The organism is Celeribacter sp. (assembly GCF_048270365.1).
Lineage (GTDB): Bacteria > Pseudomonadota > Alphaproteobacteria > Rhodobacterales > Rhodobacteraceae > Celeribacter.
On record NZ_JBLWTA010000005.1, the window covers coordinates 1 to 21,848 of the forward strand.

At 58.0% G+C, this 21,848-nt stretch carries 21 protein-coding genes; 13 read left to right on the plus strand and 8 right to left on the minus strand.

The genetic code is table 11. The features are described from left to right. Together ACN0X0_RS08320 and ACN0X0_RS08325 are read left to right on the plus strand one after the other, a co-directional pair. A partial coding sequence (locus ACN0X0_RS08320; protein WP_417278766.1) for an ATP-binding protein occupies nucleotides 1-213 on the plus strand: 213 nt, incomplete at its 5' end. Between the two features lie 106 nt (nucleotides 214-319). Then, on the plus strand, nucleotides 320-1,435 hold the full coding sequence (locus tag ACN0X0_RS08325; protein WP_417278767.1) for a hypothetical protein: 1,116 nt from the start codon (nucleotides 320-322) through the stop codon (nucleotides 1,433-1,435). 30 nt (nucleotides 1,436-1,465) lie between these two features. Here the strand turns inward: ACN0X0_RS08325 and ACN0X0_RS08330 are convergent, their stop codons facing one another. Further along, nucleotides 1,466-2,341 carry a GNAT family N-acetyltransferase gene (locus tag ACN0X0_RS08330; RefSeq protein WP_417278768.1) on the minus strand — a complete coding sequence of 292 codons (876 nt, stop codon included), beginning with the start codon at nucleotides 2,339-2,341 and terminating at the stop codon, nucleotides 1,466-1,468. A gap of 106 nt (nucleotides 2,342-2,447) precedes the next feature. Between ACN0X0_RS08330 and ACN0X0_RS08335 the strand changes: the two genes are divergently transcribed. Next, nucleotides 2,448-3,053, plus strand: a complete 606-nt coding sequence (locus tag ACN0X0_RS08335) for a nicotinate-nucleotide adenylyltransferase (protein ID WP_417278769.1) — start codon at nucleotides 2,448-2,450, stop codon at nucleotides 3,051-3,053. 86 nt (nucleotides 3,054-3,139) lie between these two features. After that, nucleotides 3,140-4,666 (plus strand): D-alanyl-D-alanine carboxypeptidase/D-alanyl-D-alanine-endopeptidase, encoded by a 1,527-nt coding sequence (gene dacB / locus ACN0X0_RS08340; RefSeq protein ID WP_417278770.1) that lies wholly within the window; start codon nucleotides 3,140-3,142, stop codon nucleotides 4,664-4,666. Here dacB and ACN0X0_RS08345 read toward each other — a convergent pair whose 3' ends face one another. Together ACN0X0_RS08345 and ACN0X0_RS08350 are read right to left on the minus strand one after the other, a co-directional pair. Then, nucleotides 4,667-5,275, minus strand: a complete 609-nt coding sequence (locus tag ACN0X0_RS08345) for a DsbA family protein (RefSeq protein WP_417278771.1) — start codon at nucleotides 5,273-5,275, stop codon at nucleotides 4,667-4,669. It lies immediately after the preceding gene. 48 nt (nucleotides 5,276-5,323) lie between these two features. After that, nucleotides 5,324-5,758 (minus strand): tellurite resistance TerB family protein, encoded by a 435-nt coding sequence (locus ACN0X0_RS08350; protein ID WP_417278772.1) that lies wholly within the window; start codon nucleotides 5,756-5,758, stop codon nucleotides 5,324-5,326. A gap of 112 nt (nucleotides 5,759-5,870) precedes the next feature. Here ACN0X0_RS08350 and ACN0X0_RS08355 point away from each other — a divergent pair, with 112 nt between their 5' ends. Then, complete coding sequence (locus ACN0X0_RS08355; protein ID WP_417278773.1) at nucleotides 5,871-7,514, plus strand: lysine--tRNA ligase; 1,644 nt, start codon at nucleotides 5,871-5,873, stop codon at nucleotides 7,512-7,514. A gap of 48 nt (nucleotides 7,515-7,562) precedes the next feature. Here ACN0X0_RS08355 and ACN0X0_RS08360 read toward each other — a convergent pair whose 3' ends face one another. Next, the gene (locus tag ACN0X0_RS08360) at nucleotides 7,563-8,447 is read right to left on the minus strand and encodes a CHAD domain-containing protein (RefSeq protein WP_417278774.1); all 885 of its coding nucleotides are present in this window, start codon (nucleotides 8,445-8,447) and stop codon (nucleotides 7,563-7,565) included. 265 nt (nucleotides 8,448-8,712) lie between these two features. On the opposite strand from ACN0X0_RS08360, the gene ACN0X0_RS08365 reads away from it, so the two are divergent. Next, entirely contained in the window at nucleotides 8,713-11,001 is a 2,289-nt protein-coding gene (locus tag ACN0X0_RS08365; RefSeq protein WP_417278775.1) for a glycosyl hydrolase family 28-related protein, read from the plus strand. A gap of 55 nt (nucleotides 11,002-11,056) precedes the next feature. Here the strand turns inward: ACN0X0_RS08365 and ACN0X0_RS08370 are convergent, their stop codons facing one another. The 3 genes from ACN0X0_RS08370 to ACN0X0_RS08380 form a co-directional block, all read right to left on the minus strand. After that, nucleotides 11,057-11,557: a HugZ family protein gene (locus ACN0X0_RS08370; RefSeq protein WP_417278776.1), complete on the minus strand. Its 501-nt coding sequence runs from the start codon at nucleotides 11,555-11,557 to the stop codon at nucleotides 11,057-11,059. Nucleotides 11,558-11,690: 133 nt separating this feature from the next. Then, nucleotides 11,691-12,584: a type IV pili methyl-accepting chemotaxis transducer N-terminal domain-containing protein gene (locus tag ACN0X0_RS08375; protein WP_417278777.1), complete on the minus strand. Its 894-nt coding sequence runs from the start codon at nucleotides 12,582-12,584 to the stop codon at nucleotides 11,691-11,693. Between the two features lie 100 nt (nucleotides 12,585-12,684). After that, nucleotides 12,685-13,377, minus strand: a complete 693-nt coding sequence (locus ACN0X0_RS08380; protein ID WP_417278778.1) for a response regulator transcription factor — start codon at nucleotides 13,375-13,377, stop codon at nucleotides 12,685-12,687. Nucleotides 13,378-13,814: 437 nt separating this feature from the next. Between ACN0X0_RS08380 and ACN0X0_RS08385 the strand changes: the two genes are divergently transcribed. The 3 genes from ACN0X0_RS08385 to ACN0X0_RS08395 all read left to right on the plus strand — a co-directional run bounded on the left by ACN0X0_RS08385 (nucleotide 13,815) and on the right by ACN0X0_RS08395 (nucleotide 15,931). Next, nucleotides 13,815-14,132: an antibiotic biosynthesis monooxygenase family protein gene (locus ACN0X0_RS08385; RefSeq protein ID WP_226552524.1), complete on the plus strand. Its 318-nt coding sequence runs from the start codon at nucleotides 13,815-13,817 to the stop codon at nucleotides 14,130-14,132. Further along, nucleotides 14,132-14,719: a rhodanese-like domain-containing protein gene (locus tag ACN0X0_RS08390; protein ID WP_417278779.1), complete on the plus strand. Its 588-nt coding sequence runs from the start codon at nucleotides 14,132-14,134 to the stop codon at nucleotides 14,717-14,719. The genes ACN0X0_RS08385 and ACN0X0_RS08390 overlap by 1 nt, the downstream gene beginning before the upstream one ends. A gap of 84 nt (nucleotides 14,720-14,803) precedes the next feature. Further along, nucleotides 14,804-15,931 (plus strand): mechanosensitive ion channel family protein, encoded by a 1,128-nt coding sequence (locus ACN0X0_RS08395; protein ID WP_417278780.1) that lies wholly within the window; start codon nucleotides 14,804-14,806, stop codon nucleotides 15,929-15,931. Nucleotides 15,932-16,464: 533 nt separating this feature from the next. Here ACN0X0_RS08395 and uvrB read toward each other — a convergent pair. Further along, the gene (uvrB, locus tag ACN0X0_RS08400) at nucleotides 16,465-18,645 is read right to left on the minus strand and encodes an excinuclease ABC subunit UvrB (RefSeq protein ID WP_417278781.1); all 2,181 of its coding nucleotides are present in this window, start codon (nucleotides 18,643-18,645) and stop codon (nucleotides 16,465-16,467) included. Nucleotides 18,646-19,075: 430 nt separating this feature from the next. Between uvrB and ACN0X0_RS08405 the strand changes: the two genes are divergently transcribed. The 4 genes from ACN0X0_RS08405 (at nucleotide 19,076) to ACN0X0_RS08420 (ending at nucleotide 21,816) form a co-directional block, all read left to right on the plus strand. Further along, entirely contained in the window at nucleotides 19,076-19,387 is a 312-nt protein-coding gene (locus ACN0X0_RS08405) for an ETC complex I subunit (RefSeq protein WP_417278782.1), read from the plus strand. 174 nt (nucleotides 19,388-19,561) lie between these two features. Continuing rightward, nucleotides 19,562-20,497 carry an MYG1 family protein gene (locus ACN0X0_RS08410; RefSeq protein WP_417278783.1) on the plus strand — a complete coding sequence of 312 codons (936 nt, stop codon included), beginning with the start codon at nucleotides 19,562-19,564 and terminating at the stop codon, nucleotides 20,495-20,497. A gap of 16 nt (nucleotides 20,498-20,513) precedes the next feature. Beyond that, nucleotides 20,514-21,146 (plus strand): alpha/beta family hydrolase, encoded by a 633-nt coding sequence (locus ACN0X0_RS08415; protein ID WP_417278784.1) that lies wholly within the window; start codon nucleotides 20,514-20,516, stop codon nucleotides 21,144-21,146. A 190-nt stretch (nucleotides 21,147-21,336) separates the two neighbouring features. After that, nucleotides 21,337-21,816, plus strand: coding sequence for a type III secretion system chaperone (locus ACN0X0_RS08420; protein WP_417278785.1), 480 nt, complete (start codon nucleotides 21,337-21,339; stop codon nucleotides 21,814-21,816). Nucleotides 21,817-21,848: the final 32 nt, after the last annotated feature.

Genomic DNA, 21,848 nt, shown 5'->3' on the forward strand with positions numbered 1-21,848 from the left:
GAACTCCTCTTCGAACTGATCTCGCAGAGATACGAACGCGCCTCGACATTGATCACCAGCAACCTCCCCTTCGAGGAATGGACTGAAACGCTCGGATCAGAACGTCTCACCGGCGCACTTCTTGATCGGCTCACCCATCATGTCTCCATTCTCGAGATGAACGGTGAAAGCTACCGCCTCGCACAGAGCCGAAAAACAACCCAGAACAACTGATCAGGAATTGCCCCTCACGGGGCAATGCGCCCGGGAACCCGCTTGCTATGTGAGGAGCCGCAGGTCCCCGGGCGCCTCTAAAATCAAACAAACGGCTCAATCCAAAGTGGCCTACTTTTACGCCGCCCTAATGGACCAATTTTGCGCCGCCCTTGACAATCTGGATAGTGGTGTGCGAGAAAGGTTCCATGCGGAGCTTATTACATGGGAAACGCATACTCGGCCTTCCGTTGGGGAATATTCCCAAGCTGTGATCAATAAGCAGTTTCCGAAAGACATAGATATTTTTGTCGGAATGATGGGGACATATTTTGGAACCGCAACGCCGAATTGGGGGTCGGGGACAGAAGAAGAATTTAGGATTGCCTTTGAAAGCCGTCAGGTGAACGGCTCCCCGGATATCATGTTCTATTTCTCTAATGCTGTGTCATCTTTGAGAGATGTTGATCCTGAGCAATTGGCCAAGGTTGCCGCATTCAGGAAAGAGCTGGGAGAGCTGGGCGTTTACTACTGGCAATATGATGATCAAGCCGGCTTGATGCTGGATTTACACCGGCAGTTAACGCAAACGATAATCCAGATAGCGCAAGAAAAGGATGCAAGCGGAGAAGTTGGGACAGCGCCAGATCAATCTGCGGTTCTTCTGCCAAATTATACGAAGTTGCTTGCCGATACTCCGATTGTATCCATTGAAGTTTTGGGGTGGCAAGCAGCGAAGCATTTGCAAAAGCATACTGCTGCTATGAATGATATTTCCTCTGAAGTGGTCAAGCTTTCAAAGGAAATGAACGCAGTTATGCGAGCGGTGAACCGTGCCAACCAAAATGGCAAAGCAAAAGAACTGGAAAAAGCGAGAGACAGACTCTCGGAAGCTTTAAGGCGCTATAGGCTTCATCTGTTCGCTTTAATCCCTACAATGAGAAGTGAATTTGAAGCCTCAATGCTGCTAATTCAGAGAGTTCTTTTGATTAGGCGTGATAGTGACTTGGTCGAAGAGGTACCAGATGAAAACATATTCGTTACTGCAAGAGGGATGCGAGAAAGCGTTCTAAAAATGAAAGAACAATTGGCTAATATGAGTGAAACTTTTGCTCATGAAATCGCAATGGTTCCCGCGTTTGCGACGCAAGGCAAAATCATTTTGGCTTTACATGCTGATATTGAGGCTTACGCAGATAGCGTTGATAAATTGATCAAAAAGTTTTGCGAGGACTTCGAGTAAGTATTTGTTAAAAGAGAATTTGGTCCAGCCTTACACCCGCTTCTCAAAAAACAAATCCGGGTAGGGATCGTCGTTGAACCGGTCGATCTCACTCCATCCTAACCGCTGATACAACCCTGCCGCTTCCGGGAGAGCTGAGTTGGTGTCCAGTCGAAGCGTAGTAACGCCCATCTTTCGCGCGTGTGTCTCGGCCTCTGACATCAAGCGTTTCGCCAATCCCAGCCCCCTTGCAGAAGGCGCCACCCAGAGGCGTTTGATTTCGGCGTAGCCTTTATCGGTGCCTTTTAATCCAACGCAGCCGGACGGCAACCCGTCGGACAAGGCAACGAGGAACACGCCACGCGGTGGGCGCATGTCGTCGCTGTCGAGGCGGGCAGCTTTGGCGGGGTCGAAGCCCATGGCAAAGCGCGCGGCCAGTTCGGCGTAGTAGCTTTCGAGGCAATGTATGGCGGGGGCGCTGTGTGGGTCGCGTTCGACAATCTCGATCCGGTCGCGCCCCAGAGCGGAGGCAATCAGGTCCATGGCGGCCAAGAGCTGTTCCGGGTGCGGGTGACGATCCAAAAGCGCCTGCGCGCGGTTGTTCGACAGCGCCTCATAGGCCTCGTATTCGCGGTGCCCCTCAGGGGTCAGAACGGCAAAGCGGCGGCGTTTGTCTTTGCGATCTTCGGCGACGTCAATCAGGCCCTCGTCCTCAAGGCTGCGCAACAAGCGCGACAAGAGCCCGGTGTCGAGATCGAGAAAGGCACGGATGTCGGAGACAGCGCGCCCCGCAGGTCCGATGGCGTTTAAAACCCGAGCGGCCCCAAGCGGTCGACCACGCCCAAGAAAGCTCTGATCCAAAGCGCCGGTTTCGGTCGTGACAGCGCGGTTGAAACGGCGGATGCGGGAGACGGGATTGAGGGGCATGAAGATACCTGACTGAGGTCTGTTATTTTATCTGACTTTAGTCAGGTAAGTTTTGGCGTCAAGGGAGAGATTGACAGTCTCGCGCCTTCCCGCCATGCAAGTCGTCATGCGTTGTAACCTGCCATATGCCCGCTCTGGTCAAGTGATCGGCCTGCTCGGGGGATCGTTCGATCCCGCGCATGAGGGACATGTGCATATCACCAAAATGGCGTTGAAACGGTTCAACCTTGATCGTGTCTGGTGGCTGGTCAGCCCGGGGAACCCTTTGAAAGAAAAGGGGCCTGCAAGTATGGAAAGGCGCCTGACCCACGCCCGCGAGATCATGGATCATCCCAAGGTCGAAGTCACGGACATCGAGGCCCGCACGGGGACGCGCTACACGGCGGCGACGCTTGAGAAGATCAAGGCACTCTATCCCGGTGTGACCTTCGTGTGGCTGATGGGAGCGGACAACCTGGCGCAGTTTCATCTCTGGCAGGATTGGCGAGAGATTATGAAAACCACGCCTGTCGGTGTGATCGCGCGGCCCGGAACGCGCGGTGCGGCGCGCAATTCCGTGGCGGCGCAAAGCTTTGCCCATGCGAAGCTCTCGGCCCGCGCCTCGCGGCTTTTGGGGCGCTGCGGCACGCCGTGCTGGTGTTTCATCAACGTGCCGATGTCGGATGCCTCCTCGACGGAAATCCGGGCAAACGGCGGTTGGCTGCGGGACTGACCGCATGTACCCCGGTGGCGCAGGGGGAGCAAAAGGCAGGTTTTCCCGTCTTGCTCAGAGCGCAAACGCAGGATTAACTCACGGCCATGATGCAGACTGAAAATTCACGGATCAATCGACGCGGCATGCTTGGGCTTCTGCTGGGCGGTGTCGCTCAGGCAGGGATGGCGCGGGGCGCTTTGGCGCAGGACCTGATCGCCTCGCCGCTGCCGAAACCGCGCCCGGCTGACCTTTACCTTCAGTCGATCCCGACAGGAGAGGCGCTGATCGAGGCCTCGGGTCTGTCGGGGGAGGTCAGCTATGTGGTGGCCGACAGCTTGAGTGGCGCGATCCATGAATCTCATGTGCCGCTTTTGCGGCTCCCCCCGGCCTCCGTTGCCAAGACGGTGACGGCGCTATACGCGCTGGAGCATCTGGGGGCGGACTATCGCTTTGCCACGCGGGTGCTGCGCAGCGGGCCGGTTGTGGACGGCATCGTGCAGGGCGATCTGATCCTCGCGGGCGGGGGTGATCCGACCTTGGACACGGATGGTTTGGCGGTGTTGGCCGGACAGCTTGTGGAACAGGGCATCAAAGGTGTCAGTGGACGGTTCTTGATCGACGACACGGCCTTGCCCCGGATCGAAGAGATCGACGCGGGACAGACGGAATACGCGGGCTACAATCCGACGGTTTCGGGGCTGAACCTGAATTACAATCGCGTGCATTTCGAATGGAAAAAACAGGGCGAGGGCTACAGTCTCAAGATGGACGCCCGCGCTGAACGTTTCGCGCCAGATGTGCGGATCGCGCGGATCAGCGTGGCGGCGCGCAACCTGCCGGTGTTCGATCATGTCGCCGGGCAGGGGCGGGACGAATGGACCGTGGCGCAAAGCGCGCTGGGCAATGGCGGGGCGCGGTGGTTGCCGGTGCGCCTGCCGGGGCTTTATGCGGGCGAAGTGTTTCAGGCGGTTGCAAGCGCGCAGGGGCTGCGCCTGCCGCAGGGGCAGAGATTGGCGGCGTCCGGTGAAGAGATCGCGCGGATCGAGAGCGCGCCTATGAGCGTCGTCGTGCGCGATATGTTGAAATATTCGACCAACCTGACAGCAGAGGTTCTTGGCCTCACAGCCAGCCGTGCGCGCGGTCTCACGGTGGGCAGTTTGCAGGCCTCAGCCAGCGCGATGAGCGACTGGGCGCGTGGGGCGTTGAACATGCGGCATATATCTTTTGTGGATCATTCGGGCCTAGGCGGGGCCTCAGAAGTGACCACGGTTGATCTGGCGCATATGCTGGTGGCGCCGGGTGTCGAAGCGCGTTTGGCGCCTTTGCTCAAATCTTTTCCCATGAAAGATGGCCAAGGCGGGGTGATCAAAAATCACCCTCTGTCAGTTGTCGCCAAGACCGGAACGCTGAATTTCGTGTCCACTCTGGCGGGGTATGTGGACGCGCCCGGGGGCAAGCGCATGGCGTTTGCGATCTTCGTCGCGGATGTGCCGCGGCGCGAGGCGGCACAGGCGCAAGGCGCGGAAATTCCGCAAGGGGCGCGCACGTTCAACGGACGGGCGAAGAAGTTGCAGCAGGCGCTGATTGAACGCTGGGGCGCATTGGCGCCCGCTGATGCTTTTCCCGGCTAGTCAGGACAACAGCGTGACGATCTCATCCGGCTGGCGGTAATAGTCCGACAGAGCAACGTTGTAGAGCGTGTCATCGCGCTCCATGATCAGTATTGGCACACCGGACAGGCCGTATTGGTGCATCAGGGTTTCCGTTTCACGTGCCATATTGAGCGCGGGCTCTTGGCCTTCAGACAGGGGCGCATCGACGCCGAAGTCTTCGCGCAAAATCTCTGTGATGTAATCGGCATCCTGTGCCGAACGACCCTCTTCCCAACGCGCCTTTTGGAGGCGGCGGGCCAGCGCCATTTCGACCTTGGCGCCTTGGTCATGGACGAGGGCGGCGGCCGCAGCGGTCAGGCTCGAGTCGAGTTTTTCTTCGGGCGCACGAAGGATGTTTTCGCGGTAAAGTTCGCTGAACGGTTGGCCAGAAAGCTGCTCCGCGCGGGCGTCATGTTGTTCGATCATCGCGCCGAGGCCCATCCCCATCCTTTGGGCATGATCCGGCGCAAACAAGAGGCGGTGATGCATCGTCACCTCTGCATCCGCCTCGACCAAGGCGGAGATCACGGGCGCGCCAGCGTAACACCAGCCACAATAGGTGTCGTAGAGATAGGTGAAGCGGGGCATGCGGGCCTCCCGATGTGCGGGCTTGGCGCCCGCATTAAAGAACGATGATCAAATCGTATCGTGGATCAGCATGTAGCGCGCCCGTGCGCCGCGTTCAATCGCGGCGGCATGCAGGCGGTCGATATTCAATTCGTAGCGAATCTCTTCGAGCAGACGCAGCTCAGCCTCATAGGTATGGCCATCAGCGGCGGCGACGTCACAGGCCAGCGCATAGGCCGTTTCGTGCAGATACTCCGGCAGGTTGTCGCGAATGAGGCCAAAAAGCGCGTCCAGACCGTCCTCTTCGGAGAAGAGATCGAAGACGGTCGAGGAGACCATTTTGATCCGGTCGGTGTCGTATTCGCCAAAAATAGGCAAATGGTTGACGATATTCTCGATGGTGACAAGTTCTGCCGTGCGGATGTTCTCATCGGACATGGACTGGGCGATCATCACGGCAACGAGACAGTCCTGAGGCGTGAGGGAATGGGGAATATCGTTCATTTTATTGGCTCCGAAGGGGCATGTGCGGTCAAACAATATTGACGCAAGCCGGGGTGTTCAATAGGAGTTGCGCCTTGCGGGAGAGACCCGTGCGACAAAAGGATTGCTTAAAATGACGGACCTGCGTGATGCCGGTATGAGCTCGAAAGCCTGGCCCTTTGAAGAGGCCCGGACTGTACTCAAACGGTATGAGGCATCCAAGGACAAGAAGGGCTATGTGCTCTTTGAGACCGGCTACGGTCCGTCGGGTCTGCCGCATATCGGGACCTTTGGCGAGGTGCTGCGCACGACGATGATCCGCCGCGCGTTCGAGGTGATCTCGGATGTGCCGACGCGTCTCATTTGTTTCTCCGACGACATGGACGGGATGCGTAAAATCCCGTCGAACGTGCCGAACCAAGAGCGTCTGAAAGAAGACATTCAAAAGCCGTTGACCTCTGTCTACGACCCGTTCGAAGAGTTCGAGAGCTTTGGCCATCACAACAACGCCATGCTGCGGCGCTTCCTCGACACCTTCGGGTTTGAGTATGAGTTTTATTCGGCGACCGAGTTCTACAAATCCGGTCAGTTCGACGAAGTTCTGAAGCGCGCCGTCGAGAAATACGACGATGTGATGAAGGTGATGCTGAAGTCCTTGCGCGAAGAGCGTGCAGCGACCTATTCCATCTTCCTGCCGATCCACCCGGAAACCGGTCGCGTGCTCTACGTGCCGATGAAAGAGGTGAACAAGGACGATTACACGATCACCTTTGACGATGAGGACGGGAAAGAGTGGACCCTGCCTGTCACCGGCGGCAATGTGAAATTGCAGTGGAAACCGGACTTTGGCGCGCGCTGGGCGGCGCTGGGTGTGGATTTCGAGATGTATGGCAAGGACCACTCGACCAACACGCCGATCTACGACCGGATTTGTGAAATCCTGGGCGGGCAGAAGCCGGAGCACTTTACTTATGAGCTGTTCTTGGACGCCAATGGTCAGAAAATTTCGAAATCTTCGGGCAATGGCCTGTCGATTGATGAATGGCTGACCTACGCTTCGACGGAATCTTTGGCCTATTTCATGTATCAAAAGCCGAAAACGGCGAAGCGGATGCATTTCGATGTGATCCCGCGGGCGATGGATGAGTATCACCAACAGCTGCGCGCCTATCCGACGCAGGACGCGGCGAAACAGGCGGCGAACCCGGTGTTCCACATCCACGGCGCCGATGTGCCGGTGTCTGACATGGTGGTGCCTTTCTCGATGCTTTTGAACCTCGCCTCCGTGGCGGGTGCGGAAGAAAAGGACCAGCTTTGGGGCTTTATCCAGCGCTATGCGCCGGAAGCCTCGCCGGAGGCCAACCCGCAGCTCGACGCGGCGGCGGGCTATGCGGTGCGCTATTACAATGACTTCGTGAAGCCCGAAAAAACCTTCCGTGCGCCGACCGACCAGGAACGCGCGGCGATGGAGGACCTCAAGGCGGCCTTTGGCTCTGAAGAGGTGGCTCTGGCCGCAATCGCCAAGAAAAACGCAGATATGGGCAACGACGAACCGCTGCCAGAGGCGGATTTCACCGATGGTGATTTCCTGCAAAGCATCGTCTTCGCGGTCGGCAAGAACCACGGGTTCGAGAACCTGCGCGACTGGTTCAAGGCGCTCTACGAGGTGCTTTTGGGGCAATCCCAAGGCCCGCGTTTCGGGTCCTTCGCGGCGCTCTACGGTGTGAATGAGACCATCGGTCTGATCGAAAAAGGTCTGAGCGGCGAGCTCTCGTAAGCCGTATTTCAACCATGTTTTCAAAGGGCTGCTCTCGGGTGGCCCTTTTTATTTGGCGTGACGCCACAGCCGATACCAGATGGACCAGCGATGCGTCAGCGCCTCTGGTGTGTCCGCCAAAAGCCGTGCGCCATCGAGAAAAGCCTGTGTTTCAAAGGCGGCGATTTGCGATTTTAATCCAGTGTCGAGAGCCTTGATTGCGGTTTCGTTGAGACCGGTAGATCGCGCCTCATCGCCCAAAACCACGAGATCATGATGTTTCCCCAAAAGCTCGCCCAGACTTTCGGCGGCTTTGACCTGTGCCGCCATCGCGTCTGGCCAGATCGGACCCAGCAGGCGGGTATGGTAGAAATGATATTTCACATGCTTGCGCCAGTTGTGGAAATCCTCGGGCGCTCGGGTTTCGCGGGCGCGTTCCATAGTGTCTCGCGCAGTCGCGTAGGTGGCGGACAGGCCGGGGAAAATCGCTTTGCGCCCTCTGTGACGCAGCTGCCAATCCACGCTGGATTTGCGCAGCTCCGCCAAGTGCTGAGCCACGGTGCTTAGAAGGTCACCGGCAGTGTCATAGGCCGCGTCGCGGGTTTGGGCCAAGTGGTCGAGATAGAGCCTGAGGTGATTGTCCGGGGGCGCGACATAATCGGACAGGTGGGTCAGCGTATCGCAACGCACTTTGATGTCGCGCAGCTCTGACAATTGCCGACCTATGTCGCGCAGGCGCCGATCCACCTGTTTGTACCCTTCGAAATCCGGGCCGACGAGGCGCATGAGGCCGCGCATCTCTTTAAGCCGTTTGCGAATATCATGCACGGCGATCATGCGGGCCGTAGGCGTGTCTGTGTCACAGGCCTTGATCGCGCGCGCCAAACGGTCCCTCGCAATGCGGCGCAGGGCTTGGGTCATGTCGTGATCGTCGGCTTGGATCGAATAGCTCATGGGGACCTCTGCCCAACTCTAGGCCATGGCGCGTGACAGGCCAATGACAAGCTATGCCGCTGTTGCGTGCGGGTCGAGGGTGGCGTTCGGAGGCTTAAGCGACGGGTTAAATTGCTGCTGTAGACCTTTGCCCATCTCGGGGCTCATGCGTCCCGAGTTTCCATGATGAGTTTCTCGTACGAGTTTGCCCGGACGGCGTCGTCCAGGGCCGGGATCCGTCATGCAGATCGGTGCGCATGGAATTGAAGGATTGAAAGGGGTTCGGATGAACAAGGCCATTACTGACGGGCTGGTGCTGATGCCACCGGCGTTCGAAGACGGGCTGGATGTTTGGTCCAGCGAAGATGGGACACCGGGGTCGGCAACCTATGATGGTGCCGGCAACGCGGCATTTGTGCCAGCGGATGCGGATTTTGGCGGCTGTCTTGAGGTGGTCAAAAATGACACGCTGACCAAGCTGCGCTACATGGGCGAGACGCCTTTGCAGCCCGGGATGTATCTCCAGATCAAGGTACGCGTGAAAGCCATTTCGGGCAATCTTCCCTCTGTGCGGGTCGCGGGTTGGGCGGGGAACGCTTCGCTTTCTCATGTCTCGGGTCTGACCGAGACTGGCGCGTCTGAGGCGCTGACCAGCTATGGCGACGTGGTTGAGGTCACGGCCATTGTGGGGTCGGGCGCCCGTGGTGGCGTGGATCTGCCTTGGGGTCTTGCGCCGGTTTATGGCCATTTCGGTCTCGATCTGACGGGCGCCAATGGCGGGACCGTGCGGATCGACGATATCGTGATCGAGGATGTGTCCGAATGGTTCCTGAGCGACAGCTCCGGCATGATCGACGTGCGCGATTACGGTGCTGTGGGCGATGGCACCACGGACAACACGGACGCGTTCAACGCGGCCAATACGGCCGCAGCCGGACGAAAAATCCTTGTGCCGGCTGGGGTTTATCACCTGGCGGGGACCGTGGCCTTTACGGAAGAGGCGGTGTTCGACGGCACCGTGACCATGCCGACCTCTGCGCGTCTGATCCTGCGTCACAGCTTTCACCTCAATGCCTATATCGACGCATTCGGTGATGAGGAAGAAGGTTTCAAACGTGCCATTCAGGCGATGTTCTACTACACGGATCACGACAGCCTCGACATGCGCGGGCGCCGGATCGAGCTTTATGCGCCGCTGGATGTCGCTGAGATCACGGGCGCCAGCTCGCTTGAAGTGCGCCGTGTGATCCGCAACGGTCAGATCAATGTGCAAAGCTCGACCGATTGGGACACCGAAGCGGTCACGTCGCAAGCGACGTATAGCACGGCCAATGCGCGTACTCTGAGCAATGTCGCCAATATCGCGAATATTCAGGTCGGCAGTCTGGTCACGGGGACGGGTGTCGGGCGCGAGGTTTATGTCGAATCTGTCAATATCGGCAACCAGACGCTGACGCTGAACCACCCGCTCTTCGGGCCGAACACGACCCAGACCTACACGTTCACGCGCTTTAAATACGTGTTCGATTTCTCGGGTCTCTCGAAGCTCTCGCAATTTGAGTTGTTTGATGTGGAACTGCTGTGCAATGGCCGGGCGTCGGGGGTGATGTTGTCTCCGGGCGGGAACAATTTCCACTTGCGCGATTGTCACATCAAATCTCCGCTCAATCGCGGTGTGACCTCGATCGGTGGCGGGTGTCAGGATTTGCACATCGATCGCTGTACCTTCGTGTCGAATGAGCAACCGCTCCGGGCCGAGGATCGTCAGTCGATTGCCTTCAACATCAACTCGAACGACTGCAAAATCCGGGACAACCGTTTTCAGCGGTTCGGGCATACGGGGATCGTCTTTGGCAATGGGCATATGTTCGTGGGCAACCACTGGTTTCAGGGCGATGACTTCACCGACAGCCCTCGCATGGCGGGTTTGGTCTTTACCTACCCCAACGTGAAATCCGTAGTGACCGGCAACTATATCGATAACTCGTTTATCGAAATGACGAACGAACACGATGTCGCGCCGGATTTCTCGTCGGAGTATTCCTTTGGCGGGCTGACCATTACGGGCAATATTTTCACCGTGAATGATGTCGCAAGTTCGTTTTCCTGGATCGTGATCACGCCCTATGGGCCGGGGCATTTCATTCAGGGGCTTGCGGTTCAGAACAACACCTTCAAAGCATTGAACGGGTTCATCGAACGTGTGGAGCGGGTCGATACGACCTATGCCGATCTTGCCTTCAACTCGTCGCGGAATGTGACGTTCGAGGGCAACAGCTTCAATGGTGTGAGCCAGAATACCATCAATCCGGTGTCTTTGGAGTTCAGCCAGAACACGGCGTCGACCTCTTGGGTGCTTGATCCGTCCGGCTATCTGCCCTTTGGCGGATGGGCGCGTGTGGTGGAAAGCATCGTCTTCCGCAACGCGATGACCAATGCCAGCGGCAGCACTGTTTTTGAAACGCCTTATGTGACGGTCAATTATGGGTCGAACAACGATCAGATCCTTTTGACCTTTGAGCAGGCGGTCAAGGGCACCGTGAATCTGATCGCACGGATGGATCGTCCGATTTAAGTCGGAGGCATGAGAAAAGACTTGGACAACCGGGCTGCATATGCGGCCCGGTTCTTCATGTGCTCAGACGCATGTCCTGGGCTGTCAAGTTGTAGGCTTTGCCGAAACCGCCGTTCAGGTCTGCGCTGATGGGGGTGAATTCGACAAATGAGAAGTCTGCGAAATCCACGTAGAGGGCGGATTTGGGGTGATGCGTCAGCCAGGCTTCACGATGGAATGCGTGGTCTTTGCTCTCACGCGCCACAAATTCAGGCGCGGCTTGCGCGGACAAACGGGGGAAGGCCAGCGGGTCACCTTTTGTCGGAGCCTCGCCCAGCAAGAGCCCGATCTGCGGCGTGGATCTCAGGGCCTTGGTGTGAAACGAGAGATCTGAGACCAATGTGAGCCATTGTCCCTCCATGCCCAGCCCGAACGCCACACGCGTTACATGAGGTGCACCGCTTTCGGGGTTCAGCACCGCCAGTGAGGCGATGCGCGCCTGACGGATGAGGGTCTGAGCCATATCACGGGCGTCATCATCCGTCGGTCGGATCGGGGAGGGGCTGTCTTCTGTCATGCGCAGACAGTAGAGTGTCAGTATGGATTATACCATAGTAAAACTGTAGGAATTTGTCTGCTCTGGAGCTTTCTCTGAGTGGAGACGATAAAAAGATCAGCTATGTCAGTGGCTAGGGCAGAGGCACGTAGCTCTAAAGCTGCGCATATTTCTGAACTGTCGTGTTGAGTGCACTGAGAAAGAATTCGACACCGCTGGATAGGTCATGAAGCTCGAGTTCGCTCAGCTTATCATCCTCCATGCTCTCGAAAAGTGGAACGATGTTGCTCCATTCCTGCCAGTGATTGAAGTTTTCATTCTCAATTTCTGCAGAGGGCGGGACCGGCAGGCCAAGTTCTGGCGAAGAGAAGGTCAGGCCAAAGGCAGACTGCTCGAAGAGCGCGATTGTCTTTTGTAAATGCTCCAGCTGCGGGACCATTTCATCACGGGTGTCGGCCATCTGAGCAAGGCAGGCCTCCTTACCCGCCTTTTGGATCAACATGCGCTGCCGTCCTGCGATGTTGATCATACGTCCAAGCTCAGGGTGATCCTGTCCAGCTACGGCAGCGTAGCGGTCTTCAAGGTTCTGTACCAAAGCATTCGATGTTTTCAGCAGGCGCAATGAGAGTTCAGACATCTCGGAAAAATCCGAATAGCCTTCCAGTTTGCCTTTCTTCGCATCGGTGACCTGATCCTTGAAAACATCCCAAACCTCTTCGATTTCGGAAATCAGGGCCAATGTCACTTCATCGGTCTCTGGTGTGAAATCCTCTGGCCCACCCCCTTTGCGAAGGGATTTCAACGTGCTGTCGAATAGGAATTTGGAGGTCAGCAACACTGTAATGTTTTGATCCCGGTTGACGCCCAACTGTGCAGTGCAAGCCGTGCGGACCATGCGTTGACTCAACATGCGCTGGCGACCGGCCACATCGATCCGGACCTTTAACTGGTCTTCGGCACTCTGTGTTTCAGCGGCTGAGAGCGGGGCAGGGACCGCAAGGGAGATCCCCGCAGAGACGAGCAGACAGAGAAGCAAAATACGAAACATGGAGCCTTTCCAGATGAGGAGCAGTTCGACGTGATGTCTTTGATCCATATCCGATGAGGATTTACGGGGTCTTAAAGCGCCCTCGTTCTGCGCGATTTTCTCAGGCAACCCGCTTTTGGGCGGCATCCGATGTGATCCGATAGCCTAGGCCCCAAACCGTTTCGACCATCTCGGCCTCCCCGCCGCAGAGTTCGATCTGCTGACGGATGCGGCTCAGATAGACATTGATGATCCGTGCGTCAGGCTCATTGTCCCAAGCATAAAGGTGGTTCATAAAGGTCTCACGCGTCACAAGACGTTCGCGGTTCAGCACCAGCATTTCGAGGATTTCATATTCCTTGCGCGTGAGGTGCAGGGCCCTGCCATGCAGCGTGGCGATCATCTGTTCGGTGTCCAGACAGAGCGGGCCAACCTGCAATGCGGCACTGGAATATCCACCGGTCCGGCGCACCGCGGCCTTGATCTGTGCGGCAAGTGCGGCAGGGTGCACCGGCCCGGAAATCACATCATCGGCCCCGCAGTCATAGGCCTTTTTGCGACAGGCCCAGTCGGTTTGTTCGGTCAAGGCGTAGATCGGTTTCAGCGGGTCTTTGCGCCGCAGTTGTTCGATCAGCTGAAAGCCATTGATGTCCGGCATGTCGAGGTCCAGAACGACCGCGCTTTGTTCGCCGAAATCGGCAAAATCCATCAGTTCGCGTCCGTCATTCACCCGGGTCACGAGGAACCCGGCGTCGCAGAGACCGGCGGCGGCGGTCATGGCATTCCAGTTGGTTTCGGCAAGCAGCACACGCATGTCATTGTCCTTTCTTGGCTCATTCCTGCCTCGCGTGACAGGGTCGATGGCGAGGCTTTTTCAGGGATGGGAATGGGTCCGTTCTGGACATGGAGCGGCGCCGATTTTCCGGGCCTGTTGAGATGTTGGTAGAATTTTAGCTAAATGCCCCCTAGATCTGGCAAGGATTTATTATGGTTAATATGCTGAAAACATAGAAAAAATGAAATGAATCAGGGCGCTCGTCGCAATTGCGGCAAGGCTTGGGCAGGATCAGGGAAGAAGCTGGGAGAATAGCCGAAAAACACTGGTTAATGCGGGCCAGAACGTTTCGCGGAATGCGAAAGACATAGCCCCTCCCAACTGAGTCGCAAAATCCCTTCTGGCTAAAATGCACTTTAATCGTGCTATGCTCGGATCAGGCCCATTACGGCCAGACGCATCTGAGGGAGGAGACGATGCCGACCATTTCCAAGGACAAAACCTGTCAAACCGTTCTGACGACCTTTGAGACCACGCCCGGCGTGGCCCAGGACCTCATGGAGGCGCTTCAATCCGCCTTCGATGAGGTGATCTCGAAACAACCGGGGTTCATTTCGGCGGCGCTTCATATCAACGACGCGCAAACCCGGATCGCCAATTATTCGCAATGGCAGAAACGCGAGGATTACCAGGCGATGCTGCGTTCGGATGAGATGCGCAAACGCAATCGGGAGATCAATGGCATGTGCAAGTCGTTCGAACCCGTCATGTATGAAGTGGAGGGCATTTATTGATGCATAAGATTTTAACGACAGCTTTGATCGTGCTGGCAGGCGCCGCCGGGGCCGATCCGGTGGGGATCACCCCCGATATGATGTCCGCGACGGTGGCGACGCCCTCGGGGCCGGTGGAGATTTCCCGCATTCAGGACAATGACAATATGGTTTCGGGGGAGTGGGCCCAGACCTCGCGCCCCTGTCCGAATTTCTGCATCCAGCCGATGACCCCGGCCGAGGGCGTGACCACCATTGGCGAGCTGGAACTCATCGTGATGTTGCAGGACCCGGAGGCCATGGTTTTGGACAGCCGCGTCAAACCCGATTTCGATGGCGGCGCCATCCCCGGTGCAGTGCATATGCCCTATACCGAGGCCGCCGACCGTCTCGGCGAGTTGGGCTGTGAGCCGGATTTCGAGGGCTTCATCTGCGAGGGAGATCAGGTCAAAACCGTCGCGCTCTATTGCAACGGCCCGTGGTGCGGCCAATCCCCCACCGCCGCCCGTCGCATGATCGAAGCGGGCTATCCGGCGGAGAAAATCCACTACTACCGGGGCGGCATGCAGGTCTGGCGCATGCTTGGGCTGACGGTTACAGGCGAGTGACAAAACGGGAGGGGGGCTTGACCCTGCGCTCAGAGACCTAAGTAAAATAGAGTATCTCGCAGCCGCAGCATAGGGACCTCCCTCTTGACCTTCGAAGAGCTTCTCTCCGAAACCCGCACCTTTTTCGTCCGCCTCGATTACTTTTTCGTCGATGTCGCCATCGTCGTGGGGGCCATTCTCGTGGGCCTCCTGATCAACTGGAGTCTCCGCGCGGTGATCCGCCGCCTGTTCTCAGACCGCTCTCATATCGCCCGCGTCACCATGCGCCAGGCGATCATCCCGATGCGCCTCATGGCCGTCTTCCTGTCGCTCATGGTGGTGCTACCTCTGGTCTCTCTGCCGGCCTCATGGCTTGTCTCCATCCGCCACGTCATGGGCATCATCCTGATCCTGACGCTCGGCTGGGCCAGCTACATCGTCGCCAACCATTTCACCACCCGCGCGATGAATCGCTATCACACGGATGACGAAGAAAACCTCACCGCGCGCAAGACACTCACCCAACTCCGTGTGCTGCGCCAAGTGATGTTCTTCGTGATCTTCATGTTCACGGCTGGCGGCATCCTTTTGACCTTCCCCGGCGTGCGCGAGATCGGCACCGGGCTGTTCGCCTCCGCCGGTGTCGCCGGTCTTGTGCTGGGTATCGCCGCGCGGCCCGTGTTGTCGAACGTCTTCGCAGGCATCCAGATTGCGCTCACCCAACCGATCCGCATCAACGATGTGGTGATCGTCGAGGGTGAATGGGGCTGGATCGAAGAGATCACGGCCACCTATGTCGTCATCCGCATCTGGGACTGGCGCCGTCTGGTCGTGCCGCTGACCTATTTCATCGAACACCCGTTCGAGAACTGGACCCGCGACAGCACCAACGTCATCGGCGCCGTCATGTGGCGCGTCGACTACACCGCGCCGATTGATGACATCCGCGCGAAGGTGAAGGAATTCGTGCAAGACAGCGACTATTGGGACGGGCAGGTGGTGAACCTGCAAGTCGTGGACAGCGCGTCAGACGTGGTGGAACTGCGCGGGCTAATGTCGGCGCGGACCTCGCCGAGACTGTGGGAATTGCGCTGTGAAGTGCGGGAGAAATTGCTGACGTGGCTGCAAGGCGCGCATCCCTACGCGCTGCCCCGGACACGGGCGAGTTTCGAGATCAAGGGCGAGACGCCAAGCGGGCAGGGGCCTTTGGGCAAGGGGTTGGCGGCGGAGTGAACTGAACTGTCGCGCTAGGCCAATCGGACATGCCGTGGCATGTCCGAACACATTCAAACCTTAAGTGAGAGAGTGAAAATTGCCTCACTTTGCGCGGGTGATCCGAATCGTGCTATTTTGAATTTTAACGGAATTCATAAAGTGAAATGAAAGTCAAATTTAAATTTGGATGCACGTCTTGATTTGTTTTTTTGTGCTCCCGTCTGAATACTCATTTTGGCGAAGGGATATGCCTATTGCGAAAATTTTCTAAGCAACTTTATCTTCCTGGAATTGAGGAATTCGTGATCGCATTCGAAGTTTCTGCGATGGCGGAACAACGGAAACGCCGTACTAATACACAGAGATATATTTTTAAGCTGGGCCCGGATTCATATGAAATGCATCGGGGACGAGCATTAGAGATAACGCATGCAGACGTTTGTGGGTGCGTGCTGTCACGGCCCGAAAAAGAATATCTCTACGATCAATATGGCCCCGAAGGGTTGAGCCATTGCCGGATGTGTCGGATTAGGGGAGGAATGATCGTCTGATCACTTCTTCTTCCCCCGTCCAGCCTTCCCACCTCTTTGGCCCGGTCTTCCCGCCGTCGACCGTCCACTCTTCGCCTTCGCATCCGCCACTGCATCGTCCACCGCCGACTGCCGTGCCAGCGGATCGTCGTGCAGCACCAGATCGACGGTTTCCAGACGTTTGATCTCGTCGCGGAGCCGCGCGGCTTCTTCGAACTCCAAGTTCTCGGCGGCCACGCGCATGTCGGTTTTGAGGCCGTCCAGCACGGCTTGCAGGTTCTGCCCCGCCATCGGTTTGTCGATGGTCGCGGTCACGCGGTTCATGTCCACATCGCCCTGGTAGAGACCGGCCAGAATGTCGTCGACGTTCTTCTTGACGGTTTGCGGCGTAATGCCGTGTTCCTCGTTATAGGCCATCTGACGCGCGCGGCGGCGGTCGGTCTCGTCCATGGCGCGTTGCATCGAACCGGTGATCTTGTCGGCGTACAAAATGACACGGCCCTTGGCGTTCCGCGCGGCGCGGCCGATGGTCTGGATCAGCGAGGTTTCCGAGCGCAGGAAGCCCTCTTTGTCGGCGTCCAGAATGGCGACGAGACCACATTCCGGGATGTCCAAACCTTCGCGCAAGAGGTTGATCCCGACGAGCACGTCAAAGGCCCCAAGCCGCAGGTCGCGCAGGATTTCAATCCGTTCAATCGTATCAATATCGGAGTGCATGTAACGCACCCGCACGCCCTGTTCGTGGAGGTATTCGGTCAGATCTTCGGCCATGCGTTTGGTGAGCGTGGTCACCAAAATCCGCCGTCCCAGCGCGGTCATCTTCTTGGCCTCGTCCAAGAGATCGTCGACCTGCGTGTCCACCGGACGGATTTCCACCACCGGGTCCAAAAGGCCCGTTGGACGAATGATCTGTTCGACGAAAACGCCGCCGGATTGCTCCAATTCCCAGTCCTTCGGCGTGGCCGACACAAACACGGACTGCGGCCGCATCGCGTCCCATTCCTCGAATTTCAAAGGCCGGTTGTCCATACAGGACGGCAAGCGGAATCCATGCTCCGCCAGCGTGGATTTGCGCCGAAAGTCGCCCCGATACATGCCGCCGATTTGGGGCACGGAGACGTGGCTTTCATCCGCAAACACAATCGCAGTGTCGGGGATGAATTCGAACAATGTGGGTGGCGGCTCGCCCGGCGCGCGGCCCGTCAGATAGCGCGAATAGTTCTCGATCCCGTTGCAAAAGCCAGAGGCCTCCAGCATCTCGAGATCAAAATTCGTGCGCTGTTCCAGCCGCTGCGCCTCCAACAATTTACCCTCATCGGTGAAGCGGATAAGCTGTTGTTTCAACTCGGCCTTGATGCCGTTAATCGCCTGTTTGATCGTCGGTTTCGGCGTCACATAGTGCGAATTCGCATAGACCCGCACCTGTTCCAGCGTGTCGGTTTTCTTTCCCGTGAGCGGGTCGAATTCGGTGATGCTCTCAAGCTCCTCGCCGAAGAAAGACAGCTTCCACGCGCGGTCCTCCATGTGGGCGGGCCAAATCTCCAGACTGTCGCCACGCACCCGGAACGATCCACGATCAAAGGCGGTGTCATTGCGCCGGTATTGCAGCTCGACGAGATCGCTCATCAATTGGCGCTGGTCATACTCCTGCCCCTGCATCAGGTCGATGGTCATCGCCATGTACAATTCGGGCGAACCGAGGCCGTAGATGCACGACACGGAGGCCACGATGATCACATCATCGCGCTCCAAAAGAGACCGGGTGGCGGCGTGGCGCATCCGGTCGATCTGTTCGTTGATCTGGCTTTCTTTCTCGATAAACGTGTCCGACCGCGCGACGTAGGCTTCGGGTTGATAATAGTCGTAGTAGGACACGAAATATTCGACGGCGTTTTCCGGGAAAAAGCCTTTGAACTCGCCATAAAGCTGCGCCGCCAGCGTCTTGTTTGGCGCAAGGATGATTGCCGGGCGCTGGGTCTGCTCGATCACCTTCGCCATGGTAAAGGTCTTGCCCGTCCCGGTGGCGCCCAAGAGCACCTGATTGTGCTCGCCCGCCTCGATGGCGGCGGAGAGCTCCGCGATGGCGGTCGGCTGGTCGCCAGAGGGTTCGAAATGGCTGTGCATGACAAAACGCTTACCGCCTTCAAGCTTGGGGCGATTTTTCAGATCCTTCGGCGGATCGGTCATCATCAGCGGGTCCATGGTGGCTCCTTGGAGGCGGCGGGGAAGAGGGCAGGTCGTTAACAAATGATCTCTTTTTGTTCACGTTTCAAGTCTCGGGTCCAGACTCTTGGGCTTCAAGGCGGTGTGACGTGAAAGGTAAACAAAGAGTTACTACCATAGGGAGAATTTTATGATTTATTTTGCAACCTAAGCGATATTTTGCCTTGCTTAACGAAAGCCTTCGCGACTAAGCTGATTGTGCAAGCAGCAGAACAGACTGTCCCGGCCGGGCGTGTAACACCCCACCCCACCCCTCGCTCCCACACCCCGGTCGGGCAGTCACTTCTTTCTCTCCCGCCCTGACAGGCGGGTTTTTTATTGCGCAAAGCGGGACCTGCGTGGTTTTGAAAGGCTTGAAACACCCGACAGAAACGGGGATAACGCTGGCAAGGAACAAAGGAGTCCCCTGATGCGCGCTCGTATCTATCAGCCCGCCCGCAACGCGATGCAATCCGGGCAAGGCAAGACCAAACACTGGCTGCTCGATTTCGCGCCGGCCACCAGCCGTGACATTGATCCGCTGATGGGCTGGACCTCGTCCAAAGACACTCAGACTCAGGTCAAGATGACTTTCGACAGCAAGGAACAGGCCATAGCCTACGCCGAAGAGCATGGCATCGATTATGTCGTGCAAGAGCCGAAGACCCGTGCCCACAACATCCGCCCAGGCGGCTATGGCGAAAACTTCGCAACCAACAGACGGATGCCCTGGACCCATTGATCCGGTGTAAATCGGGACAAGGATCCCGCGGAATTCCAGATTGAGCTATCGGTGAGCGCGGCGCACAACATGTTGTGCGCGCGTGGCATCGCCGCCGAAATTCCCAAAAACGACTTCCCCAGGGCGACCCAACCGGTCGCCCATTGTATGTTCAGACCTGCCAGAGTGCCCATCATGACCATTACCCATCTCGTCACCCACAATGGCGGTTTTCACGCGGATGAACTTCTCTCCTCGGTCCTTCTGACCCGCCTGTTCCCGCAGGCCGAGGTGGTGCGCACCCGTGACGCCGCATGGATCACCCCCGGTGAGGGCAAGATCATCTATGATGTGGGCCGCGAATATGACGCTGAGGCGGGCATCTTTGATCACCACCAGCGCCCCAATCCTGTGCGTGAGGACGAACAGCCCTACAGTTCCTTCGGTCTGATCTGGAAACATTACGGTCATGAGTACCTACGCGCTCTGGAGGTCCCCGAGGCCGATCTGGATGACATCCACGCCAGCTTTGAGCAGAGCTTTGTCCTGCCCATCGATCTGATGGACAACGGCGCGATGAACCCTTCGGTCGCAGGTCCGCTGACGCCTTTGACCCTCTCGGTCCTGTTGGAAAGCCTAAAGCCCGTCTTCGACAACCGCAGCTCTGACGCGGACGATAAAGCCTTCGCGGAGGCATTGCCGATTGCGCGGGCGTTTGTCGAGGCGTCGATCGCCAAGAAAGCCGCCAAGCGTCGTGCCGAGGCGATTGTCACCAAGGCGATCTCGGATGCTGGCCCCTCGCGCATTCTGGAATTGCCTATGGGCATGCCCTTCCGTTCGGCCATTGAGGCGACTGGCGCGGACCACCTTCTGTTTGTGGTGAACCCCCGCGACGATGACTGGTCGATCGGCGGGATTCGCATCAGCGGTGACAGTTTTGAACAACGCGCCGATTTGCCTGCCGCATGGGCAGGCTTGACCGACGCGGCCTTGGAAGACGCCAGCGGCGTCAAGGGCGCAAAGTTCTGTCACAACGGACGGTTCATCGCGGTTGCCAGTAGCCGTGACGCCGCCCTGAAGATGGCCGCACTGGCCGTCGAAGAGGCTGAGCGCACAGGCACCATAGTCTGATCTCGGCGGAGGCACGATGGACTTCCTGCTGAACGGGGACGAAACGGGGCGCACCACGATCCTGCTGGCCCATGGTGCTGGCGCAGCGATGGACACCCTTTGGATGAATGCGTTTGCCGAAGGGCTGGAAGCCCAAGGCTTCCGCGTCGCCCGCTTCGAGTTCAGCTACATGTCAGCCCGTCGCTCTGGCGGCTCTAAGCGGCCACCAGCCAAGGCCGACACCTACGCGCCAGAATTTCTGGCCGCCATTGATGCGCTTGGCTGCGATGGACCGCTGATCATCGGCGGGAAAAGCATGGGCGGCCGTGTGGCCAGCCTGATCGCACAGGACCTGTATGACGCGGGGCGGATCAAAGGCATGCTGTGCCTCGGCTTCCCGTTCCATCCACCAAAGAAGCCCGGCCATCGGCGTGGTGAGAACCTTGCCGAGATCACCTGTCCAATTCTCATCTGCCAAGGCACCCGCGATCCTTTCGGCGCGCGCGAGGAGGTGCAGGATTACGATCTGTCCAATGCTGTGACGCTGTACTGGCTGGAAGACGGCGATCACGACCTGAAGCCCCGTAAACGGGTGACTGGCAAAACGCTTGAGGACCACCTCCTTGAGATCGCAGAGGCAACCAAGGTTTGGACAAAGTCCTGCTGCTGATTGGCGTCGTCCATATGCTGCTCTCGCTCACCTGAGCGGGGCGCAGCCGGGCCCTGGGCTCTCCTTCTGTGATCTATGATACAGGCCGCACCGCAGCGCGCCCAAGGCGTGCGGGCTGACATGAAAGTGTTACGCAGCCTCCGCATTTTGCCTATCGAAAGATCGTCATTACAGCTTGCCGGGGGTGTCCATGAAGCACGACACGCAGTTTCGAGGCCAGGTCAACACCGCGCTCGAGGTGGTTTTCGCCGAGAATGTGGCCTCCTTCGCGCTCGATGCCGACGGGCTTGTGACGATCGGCTTCGAGGCAGATGGGGGCGAGCCAGTCGACGTGACGCTGCAGGCCGATGCGCAGGCGCGCACGGTGCTGGCCTGGGCCGAGATCTGCCGGGCGCACGAGGCCGAGAGCCGTGTGATCCTGCGGGCGCTCAAGATGAACTTCTTCGCACTCAGCCCCACCGGCGCCTTCATCGCCTATGATCCGGCCCGCGCCGCGCTTCAGCTCTGCTACGAGACCGGCGAACGGGTGGCGCGTCCGGAGGAGCTCGACCGGTTTCTCGGCGCTTTCGTGGCCGGGGTCGAGGCCGCGCGCCGGGCCTTGCGGGCGGATGTGGCCCCGACCCCGGCCCCGCTGGCCGACGAGATGGGCGCGCTCCTGATCCGGGGCTGACCCACACCGCGCCAGACGCATCAACGAGGAGG

Bases quoted from the DNA above. Each gene is read 5' to 3' on its own strand.
- ACN0X0_RS08330 (WP_417278768.1), bottom strand. From the start codon at position 2,341: ATGCCCCTCAATCCCGTCTCCCGCATCCGCCGTTTCAACCGCGCTGTC.
- ACN0X0_RS08335 (WP_417278769.1), top strand. From the start codon at position 2,448: ATGCGTTGTAACCTGCCATATGCCCGCTCTGGTCAAGTGATCGGCCTG.
- dacB (WP_417278770.1), top strand. From the start codon at position 3,140: ATGATGCAGACTGAAAATTCACGGATCAATCGACGCGGCATGCTTGGG.
- ACN0X0_RS08345 (WP_417278771.1), bottom strand. From the start codon at position 5,275: ATGCCCCGCTTCACCTATCTCTACGACACCTATTGTGGCTGGTGTTAC.
- ACN0X0_RS08350 (WP_417278772.1), bottom strand. From the start codon at position 5,758: ATGAACGATATTCCCCATTCCCTCACGCCTCAGGACTGTCTCGTTGCC.
- ACN0X0_RS08355 (WP_417278773.1), top strand. From the start codon at position 5,871: ATGACGGACCTGCGTGATGCCGGTATGAGCTCGAAAGCCTGGCCCTTT.
- ACN0X0_RS08360 (WP_417278774.1), bottom strand. From the start codon at position 8,447: ATGAGCTATTCGATCCAAGCCGACGATCACGACATGACCCAAGCCCTG.
- ACN0X0_RS08365 (WP_417278775.1), top strand. From the start codon at position 8,713: ATGAACAAGGCCATTACTGACGGGCTGGTGCTGATGCCACCGGCGTTC.
- ACN0X0_RS08370 (WP_417278776.1), bottom strand. From the start codon at position 11,557: ATGACAGAAGACAGCCCCTCCCCGATCCGACCGACGGATGATGACGCC.
- ACN0X0_RS08375 (WP_417278777.1), bottom strand. From the start codon at position 12,584: ATGTTTCGTATTTTGCTTCTCTGTCTGCTCGTCTCTGCGGGGATCTCC.
- ACN0X0_RS08380 (WP_417278778.1), bottom strand. From the start codon at position 13,377: ATGCGTGTGCTGCTTGCCGAAACCAACTGGAATGCCATGACCGCCGCC.
- ACN0X0_RS08385 (WP_226552524.1), top strand. From the start codon at position 13,815: ATGCCGACCATTTCCAAGGACAAAACCTGTCAAACCGTTCTGACGACC.
- ACN0X0_RS08390 (WP_417278779.1), top strand. From the start codon at position 14,132: ATGCATAAGATTTTAACGACAGCTTTGATCGTGCTGGCAGGCGCCGCC.
- uvrB (WP_417278781.1), bottom strand. From the start codon at position 18,645: ATGGACCCGCTGATGATGACCGATCCGCCGAAGGATCTGAAAAATCGC.
- ACN0X0_RS08405 (WP_417278782.1), top strand. From the start codon at position 19,076: ATGCGCGCTCGTATCTATCAGCCCGCCCGCAACGCGATGCAATCCGGG.
- ACN0X0_RS08410 (WP_417278783.1), top strand. From the start codon at position 19,562: ATGACCATTACCCATCTCGTCACCCACAATGGCGGTTTTCACGCGGAT.
- ACN0X0_RS08415 (WP_417278784.1), top strand. From the start codon at position 20,514: ATGGACTTCCTGCTGAACGGGGACGAAACGGGGCGCACCACGATCCTG.
- ACN0X0_RS08420 (WP_417278785.1), top strand. From the start codon at position 21,337: ATGAAGCACGACACGCAGTTTCGAGGCCAGGTCAACACCGCGCTCGAG.